The sequence below is a fragment of the Roseibium sp. AS2 genome (genome assembly GCF_038900065.1).
GTDB lineage: Bacteria > Pseudomonadota > Alphaproteobacteria > Rhizobiales > Stappiaceae > Roseibium.
Genome location: NZ_JBBMQN010000008.1, coordinates 61,705 through 76,780 on the forward strand (window position 1 = coordinate 61,705; position 15,076 = coordinate 76,780).

A 15,076-nucleotide genomic window follows, 5' to 3' on the forward strand; every position below is an offset into this window, starting at 1 on the left:
TCAAGGCCCGCGTGGGCGCACGGGAGACAGGCCACCGCGCCGTTAATGCATGCACTCCGAAGATTGCGCGAAGCTTGCGCCGGCTCACCGAAAACGCACGTGCGGGCCAGCCTCGGACAAGCTTGATCTTTTAGGACTTGAGGCAATCCGAGCTTGAAGGAGGTCTCCGATGGAGCCTGTGTTCCTGAACAAACTTGTTTCAAACAGCAATGACTGGCTGTCCGTGCGCCAGGCAACGATCGCGGAAAACATCGCCAATGCAAACACGCCGGGATTCCGCGCCCAGGATCTCGAGCCTTTCACATCGATGATCAGCAAGACGCAACTGGCGATGTCGGCGACCCATGGCAGCCATCTCGGTCAGGCCACCGAGGCCGCGCGCGCCGCCGAAGTGGAAAAGGCGGACAGCTGGTCCGTCAGTCATTCAGGCAACTCCGTCAGCATCGAGCTGGAACTGGTGAAGGCGGGGGAGGTCGCACGCGATCATTCCCTGAACGCCAGTATCGCGAAGTCCTTCCACCGCATGTATCTCGCAGCCGTGAAATCCTGAGGAAACCGACATGTCCGATCCGCTCTCCGCAACTCTCCAGATTTCCGGTTCCGGCCTGCGGGCGCAATCCGAACGCCTGCGTGTCGTCTCTGAAAACCTGGCCAATGCCCGCTCGACAGGAGAGGCCGCCGGAGATGATCCCTACCGGCGCAAGACCATCACGTTCGAAAGCGAGTTCAACCGCGTTCACCAGGCCAATCTGGTTTCGGTGAAGGGAGTCGGTTCGGACAAGGCGCCTTTCACGGTCGAATACGCTCCCGGTCACCCGGCGGCGGACGTGGACGGCTACGTGAAGATGCCCAACGTCAACACGCTGCTCGAGCTTGCCGACATGCGGGAGACCAACCGCTCCTATGAAGCCAATCTGAAGGTCATGACCCAGGCGCGCGAAATGGTCATGCGCCACATCGACCTGTTGAGGAACTGATCATGATCAATGAAATCTCAGCGCTGACGTCGTCGACGGACGGTGTTCTCAAGACGGCGACCACCAGCCGCTACACCGCGGGGACGCCGGATCTTGGAGGCGCCGGGTCGGTGGCCGACACCAACTTTTCGGAGGCCATGGCGCAAGTGTCCCAGGACGCGATCGACAAGGTCAAACAGGGGGAAGCGACGGCCATTGCCGGCGTCGACGGACAGGCGTCCGTCCAGCAGGTCGTCGAGGCCGTGATGGCTGCGGAATCCACTCTGCAGACCGCCATCGCCATCCGCGACAAGGTGGTCCACGCCTATCAGGAAATCAGCCGCATGTCGATCTGACCCGGTCGTTCGACCGGGGTCCGGATCCTGCGTAACCAATGGAGACGAGCCATGAAAGCCCTAGCAATCGCCGCGACCGGCATGAGCGCGCAACAGCTTAATGTTGAAGTGGTCGCCAACAACATCGCCAACATGAACACGACTTCCTTCAAGCGGTCGCAGGCGGAGTTTTCCGATCTTCTCTATCAGGCCGAACGCCTTCAGGGCGTGCCGAACCGCGGCGGCGAGGATCCCGTCCCCGAAGGCGCCCAGCTCGGCCTCGGTGTCCGGGCGGCCGGGATCCGGAAGCTTCACGTCCAGGGGTCGCTGAACAACACCGGCAACCAGTTCGACGTTGCCCTGGACGGCCGCGGCTGGTTCGAAATCACCGGACCGGACGACGAGACGCTCTATTCAAGGGCCGGTTCGTTCAACAAGAACGCCGAGGGGCGCCTGGTGACCATCGATGGCTATGCGGTCGAACCGGCGATCCTCGTGCCGGAAGATACCATCGAAGTGGTCATCAACGAATCCGGCGAGGTCTACGCCAAGGTCGACGGCGAGATCGCACCGCGCGAACTTGGCCAGCTGACGCTCGCCAACTTCGCCAATGACGTCGGTCTGGAACCGGTCGGCGGCAATCTCTTCCGCGAGACCGAGGCCTCCGGCGTGCCTGTTGCCGGGGTGCCGGGCGATCCGGGGTTCGGCGTGGTTCGCCAGGGTTATCTTGAAAGCTCGAATGTCGATCCGGTGAAGGAAATCACCGCATTGATCAATGCCCAGCGCGGCTACGAGATGAATTCCAAAGTCATGAAGGCGGCCGACGAAATGGCCAATACCGTGACCAATGGCATCCGCTAGAACAGGCCCGAGGTCATGCTGATCCGAACCCTTCTTTTCGTCCTTGCCGCTTGCCTGACCGGAACCGGTGCAATCGCGGCAGGCATCGAACTTCCCGTCCCGCGGCAGACCATCGCGCCCGGTACGGAAATTTCCCACCAGCACCTGATCGAACGCAAGTTTCCCGGCCGGACAGCCCAGCAGTTCGCCGTGAGCACCCACCGGGCCCAGCTTGTCGGGATGGTTGCGCGGCGTACCCTGCTGCCCGGTCAGCCCATCCCGGTCAAGTCGGTTGAAAAACCGATGCTGGTCCGGCGCGGCGAGCCCGCCCGGCTGGAGTTCCGCGAACAGGGGCTGGTCATCATCATGCAGGTAGAATCCCTGCAGAACGGCGGCGCCGGCAATTTCGTGCGGGTCCGCAACATCGATAGCGGACTGATTGTGTCCGGACGGGTCCAGGAAGACGGCACGATCCGCGTGGAGAACTGATAGATGACCCGGATACTCATTTTCGTTCTGTTGCTGGTCATGGCCCTTCCGGTCTCCGCACCGGCTTCCGCCATGGTCCGGATCAAGGACATAGCCAGTCTCCAGGGCGTGCGAGACAACCAGCTCGTCGGGTACGGGCTGGTGATCGGCCTCAAGGGGTCCGGCGACACGCTTCGGAACTCGCCGTTCACCGAGCAGTCCCTGCAATCGATGCTGGACAGCCTCGGGGTGAATGTGCGCGACGCAAGGCTGCGCACGCGAAACGTCGCGGCTGTCGTCGTCACCGCTGAAATGCCGTCCTTCATCGGCCAGGGCGCGAGCATCGATGTCTCGGTGTCTTCGCTGGGCGATGCGACTTCGCTGGCCGGCGGAACCCTGGTGGCGACACCGCTGCTCGGGGCCGACGGTCAGATCTACGCCGTCGCGCAAGGGCCGGTGGCCGTATCCGGTTTTGCGGAAGCAGGGCAGGCGGAAAGCCTGACGCAGGGGATCCCGACGGTCGGGCGGGTTCCCAACGGAGGACTGATCGAGCGGGACCTGCCGGCCAGATTTTCCCAGATACCGGCCCTGGTGCTGGAACTTTCCAACCCGGATTTCAGAACTGCCGTCCGGATCACGGATGCCATCAACCGGTTCTCCAGGGAACGCTACGGCTTGCGTGTGGCTAAGGAACGTGACTACCGGTCCGTGGTTCTGACGCCTCCCAAGGATCTGAGCATTACAAGGTTTATCGCCGAAATCGAAGCCATCCGGGTCAATCCCGACCAGACGGCGAAGGTCGTTATCGACGAACGCACGGGGACCGTGGTGATCGGCAAGGAAGTGCAGATATCCACGGTCGCGATCACCCACGGCAATCTGACCGTCCGGATTTCCGAAGCGCCCGAAGTGTCTCAGCCGTCGCCGTTCTCCCCGAACGGCGAGACCGTTGTCGTGCCACGGACCTATGTCGATGCCCAGGAAAGTGGCGGTCAGCTGGCTGTGGTCGGCGGTACGGACCTGCCGACACTTGTGCGCGGCCTCAACCGCATCGGACTGCGGCCGACCGGTATCATCGCGATCCTGCAGGCCATCAAGACCGCAGGTGCGCTCCAGGCGGAGCTGGTGGTGCAGTAGTCAGGCTTGAACCGTTGCTGTCCCGGCCTTGAGCCGGGACGGATGGGACCTGGACCTGGCGTGCATGGCTAGGACGAGGCTCCGGCACACGGCCGGGATGGCGCCGAATACGGTGGCACTCACCGTTTTATCAAACAGCCCATCGATTTTCACAGCTCTCGTCACGTCAGCACGATGCTGTGGGCACAGCGCCGCTCATTGAGCGGCGTCTTTTGTTTCTCCGTCAGCTCCGCGCAAGCCCGATACCCGACAGTGCGCTCAACCGGGTCCAGCACAAGGGAAAGTGCAATGCCATCAGATTTTACCAGTTTCCGGGCCATCGGCTTGCTGGCACTTGCAGCAATTCCGCTTGTCGTCAGCGGGACGGGTGCCACGGCACAATCTCCGCGCCAGAAGCCGACAGTCGAGATCGACGTGGAGACCGTCCAGCCTCCTGGAGACAGCGAACTTTATTGCAAGAACATTGCCGAAGCGGCGTCTGATGCCCGCATCCAGTGGCAGACCTGGAAACTGATCAGCCTGGAAGCACGTCTCAGAGACCGGATCAGCGAATTGCAGCGCACGGAAAAGGACTTCGAGAAATGGGTCAAGCGCCGCGAGGACCTTCTCAACGAGGTCGAGGACCAGGTGGTGTCAATCATCGGACGGATGCGTCCGGACGCGGCGGCGGCGCAATTGTCCACGACGGATGAAGAGGCGGCCGTGGGCGTTCTCCTGAAACTCAAGGCCCGGGTTGCCAGCAGCATTCTCGATGAGATGGAGCCGTCCCGGGCCGCGCAACTGACCCAGTCGATGATGGGCCTCACCAAGCCGGAACCACAACGGAGTTTCTGATGCGCGTCCTTTTGATACCTTTTGGAGCTCTTGTGCTGAGCGGGTGTGCCGGCCAACTGGAAGACGTGGGCAGAGCGCCCGAAATGTCACCGGTCGGTTACGGCCTCGCCGCGCAGCCAACAACGATGTATCCGGCCAGCACGTTCGGCAAGGGCAGGGTGAAAGACTACAACTCCCTGTGGGCCAGCGGTCGTGACAATTTCTTCGCCGATCCGAGGGCGAAAAAGGTCGGTGATGTGCTGACGGTGACCATCCAGATCAATGACCGCGCCAATCTCGACAACAGCTCCGACCGGCGCAGGGTGTCCGATCTGGGCATCGGCGGGGCGCTTGGCGCGACCTGGGACGGCAACACGACGAACGGTGAAGCCAACCTGGGTGTGGATTCCGGATCCGGATCCGCGGGGTCGGGCTCTATCGACAGGTCGGAGGAAATCAATCTCTCCGTTGCCGCCGTCGTCACCGAACGGCTTCCCAACGGCAACCTCGTGATCGCCGGGTCGCAGGAGGTCCGTGTGAACTACGAGATGCGCATCCTGCAGATTGCCGGGATCGTGCGTCCGCGGGACATTCAGGCCACCAACACCATTCCCTACGACAAGATCGCGGAGGCACGGGTTTCCTATGGCGGACGCGGCCGAATTTCCGAAGTGCAGCAGCCTGGCTGGGGCCAGCAGATCTACGACATCGTAACGCCGTTCTGATCCTGGCAAGCAGCGGAAAGACCGACATGACAAATCTCATCGAGGGGCCGTCCGAACGGGCCGGCCAATCCTCCCGCAAGTCCGGGTATTTCGCGGCGCTGTTCTTATTGACCCTCGTCGCGGGAGGGGCCGGGGCCGGTCTGGCCAAATATGTTTCCGACTATACGGAACAGGAAGTTCACGGCCGGATCCGCCAGCAGCAGAGCTTCACGGAAACCATGCCGTTTTCACCCTCAACCCGGCTTCAGGTGCTTGAACCGCTGGTGACCAATCTCGCGTCTCCGAGCGAGGCATGGATCAGGCTTCAGGCTTCGGTGCTTCTGGACAAGGACACCGAAGGCGATGTCTCCGTCATGAAGAAGAAGGTCGAGGACGACTTCCTGAGCTACCTGCGGACGCTGACATTGTCGCATCTGGAAGGGGGTGTCGGTCTTCAGCATCTCAGGGAAGACCTCACCGAACGGGCCCGGACCCGGACAAAGGGACAGATCCACGAAGTCATTCTGGAGTCGGTGGTAATTCAATGATCCGTTTTTTCATTGCAGGAGCCGCGTTGCTCCTGATGACGGGCGCGGCCGCCGCGCAGGTGCCCGATCTGTCGTCCTTGCTACCGGCCGGCGAGGGCAGCGCGAGCGGACGCATCGTCCAGGTAATCGCGCTGATGACTGTGCTGTCGCTGGCGCCGGGGATCCTGATCATGGTGACTAGCTTCACCCGGTTCGTGATCGCTTTTTCCTTTCTCAGGTCGGGTATCGGCCTCCAGACAACGCCCGGAAACCTCATCCTTATCTCGCTGGCGCTGTTCATGACGTTCTACGTGATGGCGCCAACCTTCGACAAGGCGTGGGAAGACGGCATACAGCCGCTGATGAACAACGAGATTTCCGAGGAAGTCGCTTATGTCCGCATCACCACTCCGTTCCGGGAATTCATGCTGAGCCAGGTGCGCGAAGAGGACCTGGTGCTGTTTGACGATCTGGCTGCCGGCAGGGTTACGGAAAACGAAGCTACGTCCGCGGAAGAAGTCGAGCTCCGTGTTCTGATCCCGGCGTTCATGATTTCCGAATTGCGCCGGGGTTTCGAGATCGGATTTCTGATCGCGCTGCCTTTTCTCGTGATCGATATGATCGTGGCAACGATCACCATGTCGATGGGCATGATGATGTTGCCGCCGACGGTGATTTCCCTACCTTTCAAGGCCTTGTTCTTTGTTCTGATCGACGGCTGGAACCTTCTGGTCGGAAGCCTGATCCGGTCGTTTATTTAGCCCTGAACGTGCATTCACACCGTTCATGGTTATCGATTTTCCGCCGCAAGATTCAATCGCTTCCAATATTATCGTCCGTTGGGTTGTGACAGGCTTTGATGCCGTCATCGCGAACGCTGCGAAGCGTGGATTCGGGATCGATAAGCCGGACAAATTCTCAAAAAGTACGACAACAAAAGCCTGCAACTCTGCGGGCTTCGAATTCCAGGTTCCGGATCGCATGTTGCCCAGCCGCGGGGACGACGGTTCGGGAACGGCCGTGCCGGCAGCCCGGCCCGCGAAACGCCCGCAAGATGTTTCCGTCTTGAAGGTCACCGGTTCCAGGCAGAAAGATCAAATTGCCACCACCCTGGTAAGCTTCACGCAAGGTCCGGCCGCTAGGGTCTTGTCTACAGCAGGTTGAGCCGCCACCTACCAGGGTTCAAAAGCATGAAGCTGCTCCTGCTGTGCCGGTGTAAATCCGGCATGTCCCACCAATTCCAGTTCAAACTGAAACATTGAAAGGGACATATCATGTCTAGCTTGATGACCAACGCTTCCGCAATGACCGCTCTGCAGACCCTGCGGAGCACCAACGCCAACCTGGCAGAGACGCAGAACCGCATCTCCACCGGCTACCGTGTTGGCGGCGCGGAAGACAACGCAGCCTACTGGTCCATCGCAACCACCATGCGTTCCGACAACATGGCTCTCGGTGCCGTTGAAGACTCCCTGGGTCTGGGTGCTGCGACCGTCGACGTCATGTACACTGCAATGGACAGCACTGTTGATGTCATGAACGAGATCAAAGCCAAAGCTGTTGCCGCCAAGACACCGGGTGTCGATCGCGGCAAGATCCAGGCCGACATCTCCGAACTGCAGAACCAGCTGCGTTCCACGGCTGACTCGGCTGTCTTCAACGGCGAAAACTGGCTCTCGGTCGACTCGGGTGCAGCAGGTTACGCTGCCGCCAAGGACATCGTGGCTTCGTTCTCCCGGGCCGGTGGTGCCATCTCCATCGAGACCATCACGATCGACACCACAGGTACGGAACTCTACGATGATGCCGATCAGTCCGGCATTCTCGACCAGGACCGCGGTTTCGCAGCCCTGACCAACGTCACCGGCGACGGTATCGCGGATCTCGACATTTCCGCCGTGACCGATGCTGACCTTGCTGGTCTGGACACTGTGATCTCCGGTATTGATGCCGCTCTTGGCGACATCACCGACGCCGCAACGACCCTGGGTTCCGTCAAGAGCCGCGTCGATCTGCAGATGGACTTCGTGTCCGCTCTGCGTGACGCCATCGACCGTGGTGTCGGCCAGCTCGTTGACGCTGACATGAACAAGGAATCGACCCGTCTCCAGGCTCTGCAGACACAGCAGCAGCTTGGCATCCAGGCGCTGTCGATCGCGAACCAGGGCAGCCAGAACATCCTGTCCCTGTTCCGTTAATCCGCAACGGATTTCTGGAAATGAGGACCGCGCCTTCCGGGGCGCGGTCTTTTTTTGTCTGGCATGCCCTTCAGGGCGCCGGCAGGACGGCATGACAGGCTCGCGCAAGCTCCAACCCGAATAGTGGCCCGAACAAAATGTTACGCGCATGAAGGGGTTACGCATGCCGGGCCGTGAACACGCCGAGAAACTCTGGGCAAATCTGATGGAACTGGGCGCGCGCAGGTTGATCGCGCTCGCTCTTATCGGGCTCGCTACAATCGCGACCGTAGGCGCGGGAGCGTTTTACCTGAGCCGTCCGGAACAGACCATCCTCTACACCGGCCTGGACGGGGAGGATGTCACCCGGATCGGGTCCGCGCTCCGCGATGCCGGTATTCCCTTCGACATCAACGCGGATGGCAGCGCTGTTCTGGTCAGCCACGCGCAAACGGCGAAGGCGCGCATGCTGCTGGCCGAGAAGGGGCTGCCGCGCGGCGCAAATTCCGGCTATGAGCTGTTTGACGAACTCGGGTCCCTCGGCCTGACCTCCTTCATGCAGGAAGTCACCAGGGTGCGTGCCCTGGAAGGGGAACTGGCCCGGACCATTCAGCTGATGCAGGGCATACGTGCGGCCCGGGTTCACATTGTTCTGCCGGAAAAAGGGTCTTTTCGCCGCGATCAGCAGCCGCCGTCCGCCTCGGTGGTGATCCGCTCCGATGTTCCGGACGACGTGCGCACCGCCGATGCCATTCGGCACCTGGTGGCCGCGGGTGTTCCCGGCATGGAAGCCGGCAAGGTGACCGTTCTGGACACATCCGGTGGCATTCTTGCCGCAGGCGAGGATCCGACAAAAGCCTCCGCCGGACAGCTGGCGAGCCTTGAAACCGCGGTCGCCAAGCGGATCCAGGAAAACATCAGAAAGACACTGACGCCCTATCTCGGTCTGGAAAATTTCCAGGTCAGCGTCGCGGCCGAACTCAATACCGACCGGAAAACCATTGCGGAAACGATCTTCGATCCCGATTCTCGGACCGAGCGCTCTGTCCGCACGATACGGGAAAACGAGAACGCTCAGAATTCGAGCTCTACCGCTCCGACGACCGTGGAGCAGAACCTTCCCGAAGAAGACGTTTCCGCCGAGAACGGTGAACGCTCGAGTGAGGAAAACGAGCGCCGCGAGGAAACCGTCAACTATGAAATATCCTCAAAGCGGGTCGAGACCTTACAGGACGGGTATCGTGTCGACCGTCTGTCCATCGCGGTGCTCGTGGACAAGCTGCGGCTCCAACAGTCTCTCGGCGGCGAACCGACACAGGCCCAACTTCAGGAACAGCTGACCGAAATCGAGGCACTGGTCGCATCGTCCGCCGGTGTGGAAAGCACTCGCGGCGATCATGTGAAGGTCTCTGTTGTCGACTTTGTCGATAGCGGCCGGGCTCTGGAACCCATCCCTCCGGTCAGCATCACGGAATACCTGTTGCGTCAGTCGGGCAACATCATCAACGCGCTCGCCATCCTGACCGTCTCGATGCTTGTGATCTGGTTCGGTCTGCGTCCGGCCGTGGCCGCGCTCGTGCCGCAGGTGTCCGCGCCCCAGGTCGAAATGGCCGAACTGGGCATGTTGCCGGACGGTTCGGAAAGCGTCGCCGAGGACATGGAAGGTGAACAGACCTTCCTGGTGCCGCCCGACCATTCCGACCTGCTGCAGGATCTCAACAGCAAGCGCAACAAGTCTGCTCTCAGGAAGCTGGAGTCCCTGCTGGAATTCAACGAGGAACAGTCCGCGGCGATCCTGCGCCAGTGGCTCTATGATTCGGAGCGCGTCTGATGTCGACTTCCATTGCCTCCCATATTCCCGTCCTGTCGGTTCCCACATTCAATTCGTTCGGCGCATGTGAATCGTCTCTGGTCGAAGTTCTGGTACCAAGCAACGACCGGATGCCCGAACCCGCCATCGAGGACCGGCTTCTGGCCGAATTCGAACGGGGTGTAGGCGAGGGTGCCGACCGGACACGCGCGCATTATGAAGCGATCCTTGAGCAGGAACGGGCCGACCACGCGAAACTTCTCGAAGAAGAGCGCATCCGTTTCGACATGCGGGAGGCGGCCAATGTCAGCGCGGCGATCGAAGGCTTTGTCGACATCGCGGAACAGCGCCTGTCGTACTCCGTGGCCAGGCTGCTGCAGCCCTTTCTCAAGGACCGCATCGTCGACGAGCTTGTTGCCGCCTTCGGCACCAACCTGCGGCAGCTGACCGAAAACGACGAGGACAAGTGCATTCGCCTGCGAGGTCCCGAAAGCCTGGTTTCCCGGGTTCTCGAGCAGTTGCCCGATCTGCGCGCGCGGATCGATGCGCAATTCGCCGATCAGGTGGAACTTGTTGCGGTATTTGATGAAACCACGATCGAGACCCGGTTTGGGCAATGGCTTGCCCAAGTGGATGAGCTTCAAGGGGAGGCAGACTGATGCTGGACGGCGTCCCGAACGAAATTGTCATTGTCCGACGCAAGAACAGCTGGGATGAGGAGCATTTGCCGCATGGCGTCTGGAAGATCGCATATGCGGACTTCATGACCGCGCTGATGGCGTTCTTCCTGGTGATGTGGCTTATCAACGTTACGGATGACAGCGTGCGCCGCGGCGTTGCCCAGTATTTCAACCCGGTCAAGCTGGCGTCGACCGCACCGAACCGGAAGGGTCTGAACGATCCGGATGTCGACGGCGAAACCAATCAGAGTGGCACCAAGATGTTCAAGGGCATGCTGGGCGGCTCCGAGGAACCTGTCGACCAGGATGCGAATTTCGGTACCGGCATCCGGTCCGGTCACAAACCAGAGGACATGGAGATTGTGTCCGAACAAGGTGGCGTTCCCGCTGCCGGCCAGTTCACCCAAAGACACGCGGAATCGATCCTGTTCTCCGATCCATACGCGGTCCTGGACACGCTGGCCGACGAGATCCGGGTTGCCGAGACCCTGGAGGACAACCCGAACGGTATCGGCACGGGCCTGGAGCAGCAGGAGGGAGCGCAGGGCGGTCAGGCGTACCGCGATCCGTTCGATCCGCTGTTCTGGCAATTCCGGCCCGGCCGCGGTGTCGACGGTGCCCACACCGAGGCAGACCTGGCCACCCCAGGGTCGCGTTCAGGCGACAGCGAGGCAACACAAGACGGCCCCACTCTTCAGCCGCAACGGCGCGCTGACGGGACACTGGAGGATCCGTTGGACGATTTTGCACCTTTGGCACACGCGGGATCTAGCCTCTTCGAGCACGGTGGAACCGGGCCGCAGGCCGAGACAGGTGACGGCGCCGAGGCGGTGATCGCGCATGTCACCGGCCAGGATCAGCAGCAGGAGCCGGAAACCGGAATCGCGCCGCAGGACGGCTGGGAATCGGCCGGGGAATATTTCGAGGATTTCGAGGAAGGCGCCCCGGCAACGTCCATCGGCACCGTGGTCTCCCGTCTTTCTGAAGTTCTTGAGGAGACGGACGGAACGGTCCTTGAGGAAACCGCCAGCCTGATCACCGTCACCCGCGAGGGCGACAGCGCCCTGATCAGCCTGACGGACGACCAGAACTTCGGCATGTTCGCCATCGGCTCCGCCGAGCCCCGTCCGGAGCTGGTCAAATTGCTCGAGCGGATCGGCGCGGTCATTGCCGACACGCCGGGCCGGATCGTGATCAAGGGGCATACGGATGCCCGGCCGTTCCGGAGCGCGGCCTATGACAACTGGCGCCTGTCCTCCGCAAGGGCTCACATGGCGCTTTACATGCTCGCGCGCGGCGGCGTTGCCAAAGACCGCTTCGATCGCATCGAGGGGGCCGCGGACCGTCATCTGAAAATTGCCACCGATCCTTATGCCGCCGGCAACCGGCGGGTTGAAATCTATCTTCTGGAGACAGCGGAATGACCGGCATGGCCTTCATGTTCAAACCGGGAAGGACGGGGCTTCTCCTGGCACTGGTTCTGGTGGTGCTGCTTCTGCGCTCCGCAACCGGCATGGCACAGAATGCCGCCGGTGTTCCGGCCGGTTCCCAGCCTTACGAGATGATCCGGTCGCTGCAATCGCTTCAGGAGCAGATCTCGCAGGGCAACAGCCACGCGATGCTCGCTCAAAGACGGCTTCTGGGCAGGATGGACACGGTGTTTCCGGATCTGCCGTCGGAAGTCTGGCTTGAGCCGCGCAATGCGCGGGCCGCGGTGGTGCATCTGCTGAGCGGCGGCCATCCCAGGGTCATGCGGGGTCTTCTGCTGGTCGACCCGGCACCGGCGATCGACAGGCGGCTCATGGAAGCGTCCCTGGCGTATGTCGAGGGGCGGGAAGAGGACATGCTGGAACTGCTGGAGGACATCGATCCCCTGGAGCTGCCGGCAAGCATTGGCGGACATGTCGCGCTCGTCAAGGCGGCGCCCTACCTCCGCACCGATCCGGCAAAAGCGATGGAACTCCTGCAGATCGCCAGTCTGCTGATGCCCGGAACCCTTGTGGAGGAAGCCGCGCTGCGCCGGGAGGTTTTCGTCGCCGGCATGATGGCCGATATTGAACGCTTCCGCGTGCTCAGCATCCGTTATCTGCGTCGTTTCCGGCAGTCCGTTTACGCAGGTGATTTCCGCCGCCGGTTCGCGCTCGCCCTGGATACGCTCGGTTTTGTCAAGAGCGAGGACAAATTCGCGCTGCTTGACCCCGTGCTGCACGAATTCGATGCGGACTCCCGGCGCGGGCTGTATCTGAGGCTGTCCCGGTCGGCCCTTCTGGCTGGTCACCTGGAAGTCGCGCGCAAGGCGACGGCCGAGGCGCTGGAACTCTCGGTGGAAGGAACCACGGAACACGAGATCCTGAAGATCTATCTGGCGGCCTCAAGGCTCGATCCGGAAATGATCACCGCCAACCGGGATCTCTTGTGGTCCATCGATAAACAAATGCTGACCGGCCAGGATCTTGCGATGCTCGACGGGGTCTACACCGTGCTCAACACCATCCGGCATTTTCCGGAGCCGCCCGAAAACGTGATCGGCGAGTTCAACGTTGCCAGCAGAATCGCCGCACCGGAAGATCGTGACTGGATCACAACGGACATGGACCTGGCGGAAAGCCTCTTGCGCCGGACGGACAAGTCCCTTTTGCAACTGGGAGAGCATGATGACCGGTAACACCAGCGCCCTCGTTCAATCCGCGCCGTCCCCCGGAAAACCGTCCGACGCCTCCTCGACGGATCGTCGGCAGGCCTCGTCGAAAGATGCGGCTGCGGCTTTCCAATCGGTTCTGCAAGGCATGAAAGACGGTGATGCGCCGATCGAGGGCGGCGGCCGGAGGCGTCAGGAGGACGCTGCTCAGGCCGGAGCCGATCAAGGCAATCCGGAGACCGGGAATGCTCCCGACCGGGCCGAGGCCGAAACCACAGCCAACGCAGGCGGAAATGGCAGTGGCTCGGGCGCAGCTCAGGTCGCCTTTTCCACGAGTAATCTCGTCGATGCCCTGCGCGACGTCTCGCACACCGTGCTGGCGCCCTTTGCGGCAGCCGGAGAGCTGAATGAGGGGGCGGCAACAGGCCTGCCCGAAGGGCTCGCCCGGGTCGGTGGAGAAACATCCGCGGCGGCTCTCGGCCTCTCGTCGGCTGCGATATTTGCCGCGCAGCCAGCGCAGAATACCGGGGGCGGCCAGTTCGTCCGGGCCAACGTACCCGGTGCGCCACTGCGCGGGACGCCGGAAGGAGGACTTCAGCAAGCGGCCGGCGGTGACGGGGCAGGGCGTATCGGCACGTCCTCTCTCTTCGCGCAGTTCGGTGTGGAACCCGAAGCCGTCGCCGATCCCCTGACCGGTGGCGGTCGCGGATCGCTTTTGCCGGAGGAGGCCAGCGGAACGGTCAAGATCCTTCAGCAGGAGACCCATTTCGCGCCGAACATGCGTCTGTCGCCGGCACAGCAGGTGGGAGACCAGCTCGCGTCCGCATTGAAGTCCATGGCGGCGGACGATGCACCGGTGCAGACAGGCCTGACCCACAAGGCCGAAGGGCCGGTTCTCAAAACGCTGGATATCCAGCTTAACCCGCATGAACTGGGCACCGTGAAAGTGTCCCTCAGGATGGTTGGCGACAGCGTCGAGGTGACGCTTCAGACAAGCAATCCGCAGACCGCCGATCTTCTGAAACAGGACCGGCTGTTGCTCGATCAGATGCTCAGGACGACCGGGTTCAAGGCCGATACCATCACGATACAGGCCGCTGACGACCGGGGCACGGTGCAGTCCGGTGCAAATACCAACGGCAATTCGTCGATGGGCCAGAACGGATCCGGACCCGGTTCATTCAGTGACGGCCAGGCCCAGAACGGCGGCAGCGGCAACAACGGCCAGCGCCAGGGCCAGCCGCAGGCGCATGAGGACCGGTTGCTGCAATCCGAGACAGTGAAAGGAAAGGGACATGAGGACAATACTGGCATCAGCCTTTCTGACGGCATCTATCTTTAGCACCGCAGCGAGCCTGCCTGTCGCCGCCGAAGTGCAGAATGTCTGCGAGCGCGAGATGGCTGCCGCCGCACGGCAGTACAAGGTCCCGCTCGGCGTTCTTTACGCCGTCGGCCTTACGGAAACAGGGCGGCGCAACGCGCTTTATCCCTACGCGCTGAACATCGAGGGAAAATCCGTGTTTCCGCCAAGCCGACAGGCGGCCAAGCTGGACGTCATCCAGGCACAGCGGCATGGCAAGAAGCTGATCGATATCGGCTGCATGCAAATCAATCACCACTATCACGGCGACAAGTTCCGTTCGGTCGAACACATGCTGGAACCGCGCGCGAATGTCCGCTACGCGGCCCGTTTCCTCAAGGATCTGCGCCGCCGCCAGGGCTCATGGACCATGGCCGTGGCGCGCTATCATGCAGGCCCGAACAACAATCCCGCCCAAAAGCGGTACGTCTGCACGGTGATCAGGAACATGGTCGCCTCCGGTTTTGGCAAATGGACCAGGAACTCCCGGAGTTTTTGCGAAGTCTAAGCGCCTGTTTCATTGGCGTCCACGGATGCCAATGCTTTTGTTGTGCTTGATATTTAAAATTTTAATCAAAAAAGAAACTGAATATAAAGATAACTTATTTCGATTGAACAGCCTCGCACAAGT

The 15,076-nt window shown here is 61.4% G+C and carries 18 protein-coding genes; all 18 read left to right on the forward strand.

The window, feature by feature from the left end:
• Nucleotides 1–169: 169 nt before the first annotated feature.
• The 18 genes from flgB to WNZ15_RS21435 all read left to right on the forward strand — a co-directional run bounded on the left by flgB (nt 170) and on the right by WNZ15_RS21435 (nt 14,953).
• On the forward strand, nt 170–550 hold the full coding sequence (gene flgB, locus WNZ15_RS21350; protein WP_342895050.1) for a flagellar basal body rod protein FlgB: 381 nt from the start codon (nt 170–172) through the stop codon (nt 548–550).
• 10 nt (nt 551–560) lie between these two features.
• Nucleotides 561–977, forward strand: coding sequence for a flagellar basal body rod protein FlgC (flgC, locus tag WNZ15_RS21355; RefSeq protein WP_342895051.1), 417 nt, complete (start codon nt 561–563; stop codon nt 975–977).
• 2 nt (nt 978–979) lie between these two features.
• On the forward strand, nt 980–1,312 hold the full coding sequence (locus WNZ15_RS21360; protein ID WP_342895052.1) for a flagellar hook-basal body complex protein FliE: 333 nt from the start codon (nt 980–982) through the stop codon (nt 1,310–1,312).
• A gap of 51 nt (nt 1,313–1,363) precedes the next feature.
• Nucleotides 1,364–2,152 carry a flagellar basal-body rod protein FlgG gene (gene flgG, locus WNZ15_RS21365; RefSeq protein WP_342895053.1) on the forward strand — a complete coding sequence of 263 codons (789 nt, stop codon included), beginning with the start codon at nt 1,364–1,366 and terminating at the stop codon, nt 2,150–2,152.
• Nucleotides 2,153–2,167: 15 nt separating this feature from the next.
• On the forward strand, nt 2,168–2,620 hold the full coding sequence (gene flgA, locus WNZ15_RS21370) for a flagellar basal body P-ring formation chaperone FlgA (RefSeq protein ID WP_342895054.1): 453 nt from the start codon (nt 2,168–2,170) through the stop codon (nt 2,618–2,620).
• Nucleotides 2,621–2,623: 3 nt separating this feature from the next.
• Nucleotides 2,624–3,736: a flagellar basal body P-ring protein FlgI gene (flgI, locus tag WNZ15_RS21375; protein ID WP_342895055.1), complete on the forward strand. Its 1,113-nt coding sequence runs from the start codon at nt 2,624–2,626 to the stop codon at nt 3,734–3,736.
• Nucleotides 3,737–4,024: 288 nt separating this feature from the next.
• Nucleotides 4,025–4,570: a MotE family protein gene (locus tag WNZ15_RS21380; protein WP_342895056.1), complete on the forward strand. Its 546-nt coding sequence runs from the start codon at nt 4,025–4,027 to the stop codon at nt 4,568–4,570.
• Complete coding sequence (gene flgH / locus WNZ15_RS21385; RefSeq protein ID WP_342895057.1) at nt 4,570–5,274, forward strand: flagellar basal body L-ring protein FlgH; 705 nt, start codon at nt 4,570–4,572, stop codon at nt 5,272–5,274. The genes WNZ15_RS21380 and flgH overlap by 1 nt, the downstream gene beginning before the upstream one ends.
• A 26-nt stretch (nt 5,275–5,300) precedes the next feature.
• Nucleotides 5,301–5,801: a flagellar basal body-associated FliL family protein gene (locus WNZ15_RS21390; protein ID WP_342895058.1), complete on the forward strand. Its 501-nt coding sequence runs from the start codon at nt 5,301–5,303 to the stop codon at nt 5,799–5,801.
• Entirely contained in the window at nt 5,798–6,541 is a 744-nt protein-coding gene (gene fliP, locus WNZ15_RS21395) for a flagellar type III secretion system pore protein FliP (protein WP_342895059.1), read from the forward strand. The genes WNZ15_RS21390 and fliP overlap by 4 nt, the downstream gene beginning before the upstream one ends.
• 25 nt (nt 6,542–6,566) lie before the next feature.
• On the forward strand, nt 6,567–6,944 hold the full coding sequence (locus tag WNZ15_RS21400; protein WP_342895060.1) for a hypothetical protein: 378 nt from the start codon (nt 6,567–6,569) through the stop codon (nt 6,942–6,944).
• A gap of 110 nt (nt 6,945–7,054) precedes the next feature.
• Nucleotides 7,055–7,978 carry a flagellin gene (locus WNZ15_RS21405; protein WP_342895061.1) on the forward strand — a complete coding sequence of 308 codons (924 nt, stop codon included), beginning with the start codon at nt 7,055–7,057 and terminating at the stop codon, nt 7,976–7,978.
• A gap of 163 nt (nt 7,979–8,141) precedes the next feature.
• Nucleotides 8,142–9,788 carry a flagellar basal-body MS-ring/collar protein FliF gene (gene fliF, locus WNZ15_RS21410; protein ID WP_342895062.1) on the forward strand — a complete coding sequence of 549 codons (1,647 nt, stop codon included), beginning with the start codon at nt 8,142–8,144 and terminating at the stop codon, nt 9,786–9,788.
• Nucleotides 9,788–10,426: a hypothetical protein gene (locus WNZ15_RS21415; protein ID WP_342895063.1), complete on the forward strand. Its 639-nt coding sequence runs from the start codon at nt 9,788–9,790 to the stop codon at nt 10,424–10,426. Before fliF ends, WNZ15_RS21415 begins: the two co-directional genes overlap by 1 nt.
• The gene (locus tag WNZ15_RS21420) at nt 10,426–11,871 is read left to right on the forward strand and encodes a MotB family protein (RefSeq protein ID WP_342895064.1); all 1,446 of its coding nucleotides are present in this window, start codon (nt 10,426–10,428) and stop codon (nt 11,869–11,871) included. Before WNZ15_RS21415 ends, WNZ15_RS21420 begins: the two co-directional genes overlap by 1 nt.
• Nucleotides 11,868–13,112: a chemotaxis protein gene (locus WNZ15_RS21425; protein WP_342895065.1), complete on the forward strand. Its 1,245-nt coding sequence runs from the start codon at nt 11,868–11,870 to the stop codon at nt 13,110–13,112. The genes WNZ15_RS21420 and WNZ15_RS21425 overlap by 4 nt, the downstream gene beginning before the upstream one ends.
• The gene (locus tag WNZ15_RS21430) at nt 13,102–14,427 is read left to right on the forward strand and encodes a flagellar hook-length control protein FliK (RefSeq protein ID WP_342895066.1); all 1,326 of its coding nucleotides are present in this window, start codon (nt 13,102–13,104) and stop codon (nt 14,425–14,427) included. Before WNZ15_RS21425 ends, WNZ15_RS21430 begins: the two co-directional genes overlap by 11 nt.
• Nucleotides 14,381–14,953, forward strand: a complete 573-nt coding sequence (locus tag WNZ15_RS21435; RefSeq protein ID WP_342895067.1) for a transglycosylase SLT domain-containing protein — start codon at nt 14,381–14,383, stop codon at nt 14,951–14,953. The genes WNZ15_RS21430 and WNZ15_RS21435 overlap by 47 nt, the downstream gene beginning before the upstream one ends.
• The last annotated feature ends 123 nt before the right edge of the window (nt 14,954–15,076 follow it).

Excerpts from the sequence above, each read along its gene's own strand:
- flgB (WP_342895050.1), top strand. The coding sequence starts at position 170 with ATGGAGCCTGTGTTCCTGAACAAACTTGTTTCAAACAGCAATGACTGG.
- flgC (WP_342895051.1), top strand. The coding sequence starts at position 561 with ATGTCCGATCCGCTCTCCGCAACTCTCCAGATTTCCGGTTCCGGCCTG.
- WNZ15_RS21360 (WP_342895052.1), top strand. The coding sequence starts at position 980 with ATGATCAATGAAATCTCAGCGCTGACGTCGTCGACGGACGGTGTTCTC.
- flgG (WP_342895053.1), top strand. The coding sequence starts at position 1,364 with ATGAAAGCCCTAGCAATCGCCGCGACCGGCATGAGCGCGCAACAGCTT.
- flgA (WP_342895054.1), top strand. The coding sequence starts at position 2,168 with ATGCTGATCCGAACCCTTCTTTTCGTCCTTGCCGCTTGCCTGACCGGA.
- flgI (WP_342895055.1), top strand. The coding sequence starts at position 2,624 with ATGACCCGGATACTCATTTTCGTTCTGTTGCTGGTCATGGCCCTTCCG.
- WNZ15_RS21380 (WP_342895056.1), top strand. The coding sequence starts at position 4,025 with ATGCCATCAGATTTTACCAGTTTCCGGGCCATCGGCTTGCTGGCACTT.
- flgH (WP_342895057.1), top strand. The coding sequence starts at position 4,570 with ATGCGCGTCCTTTTGATACCTTTTGGAGCTCTTGTGCTGAGCGGGTGT.
- WNZ15_RS21390 (WP_342895058.1), top strand. The coding sequence starts at position 5,301 with ATGACAAATCTCATCGAGGGGCCGTCCGAACGGGCCGGCCAATCCTCC.
- fliP (WP_342895059.1), top strand. The coding sequence starts at position 5,798 with ATGATCCGTTTTTTCATTGCAGGAGCCGCGTTGCTCCTGATGACGGGC.
- WNZ15_RS21400 (WP_342895060.1), top strand. The coding sequence starts at position 6,567 with ATGGTTATCGATTTTCCGCCGCAAGATTCAATCGCTTCCAATATTATC.
- WNZ15_RS21405 (WP_342895061.1), top strand. The coding sequence starts at position 7,055 with ATGTCTAGCTTGATGACCAACGCTTCCGCAATGACCGCTCTGCAGACC.
- fliF (WP_342895062.1), top strand. The coding sequence starts at position 8,142 with ATGCCGGGCCGTGAACACGCCGAGAAACTCTGGGCAAATCTGATGGAA.
- WNZ15_RS21415 (WP_342895063.1), top strand. The coding sequence starts at position 9,788 with ATGTCGACTTCCATTGCCTCCCATATTCCCGTCCTGTCGGTTCCCACA.
- WNZ15_RS21420 (WP_342895064.1), top strand. The coding sequence starts at position 10,426 with ATGCTGGACGGCGTCCCGAACGAAATTGTCATTGTCCGACGCAAGAAC.
- WNZ15_RS21425 (WP_342895065.1), top strand. The coding sequence starts at position 11,868 with ATGACCGGCATGGCCTTCATGTTCAAACCGGGAAGGACGGGGCTTCTC.
- WNZ15_RS21430 (WP_342895066.1), top strand. The coding sequence starts at position 13,102 with ATGACCGGTAACACCAGCGCCCTCGTTCAATCCGCGCCGTCCCCCGGA.
- WNZ15_RS21435 (WP_342895067.1), top strand. The coding sequence starts at position 14,381 with ATGAGGACAATACTGGCATCAGCCTTTCTGACGGCATCTATCTTTAGC.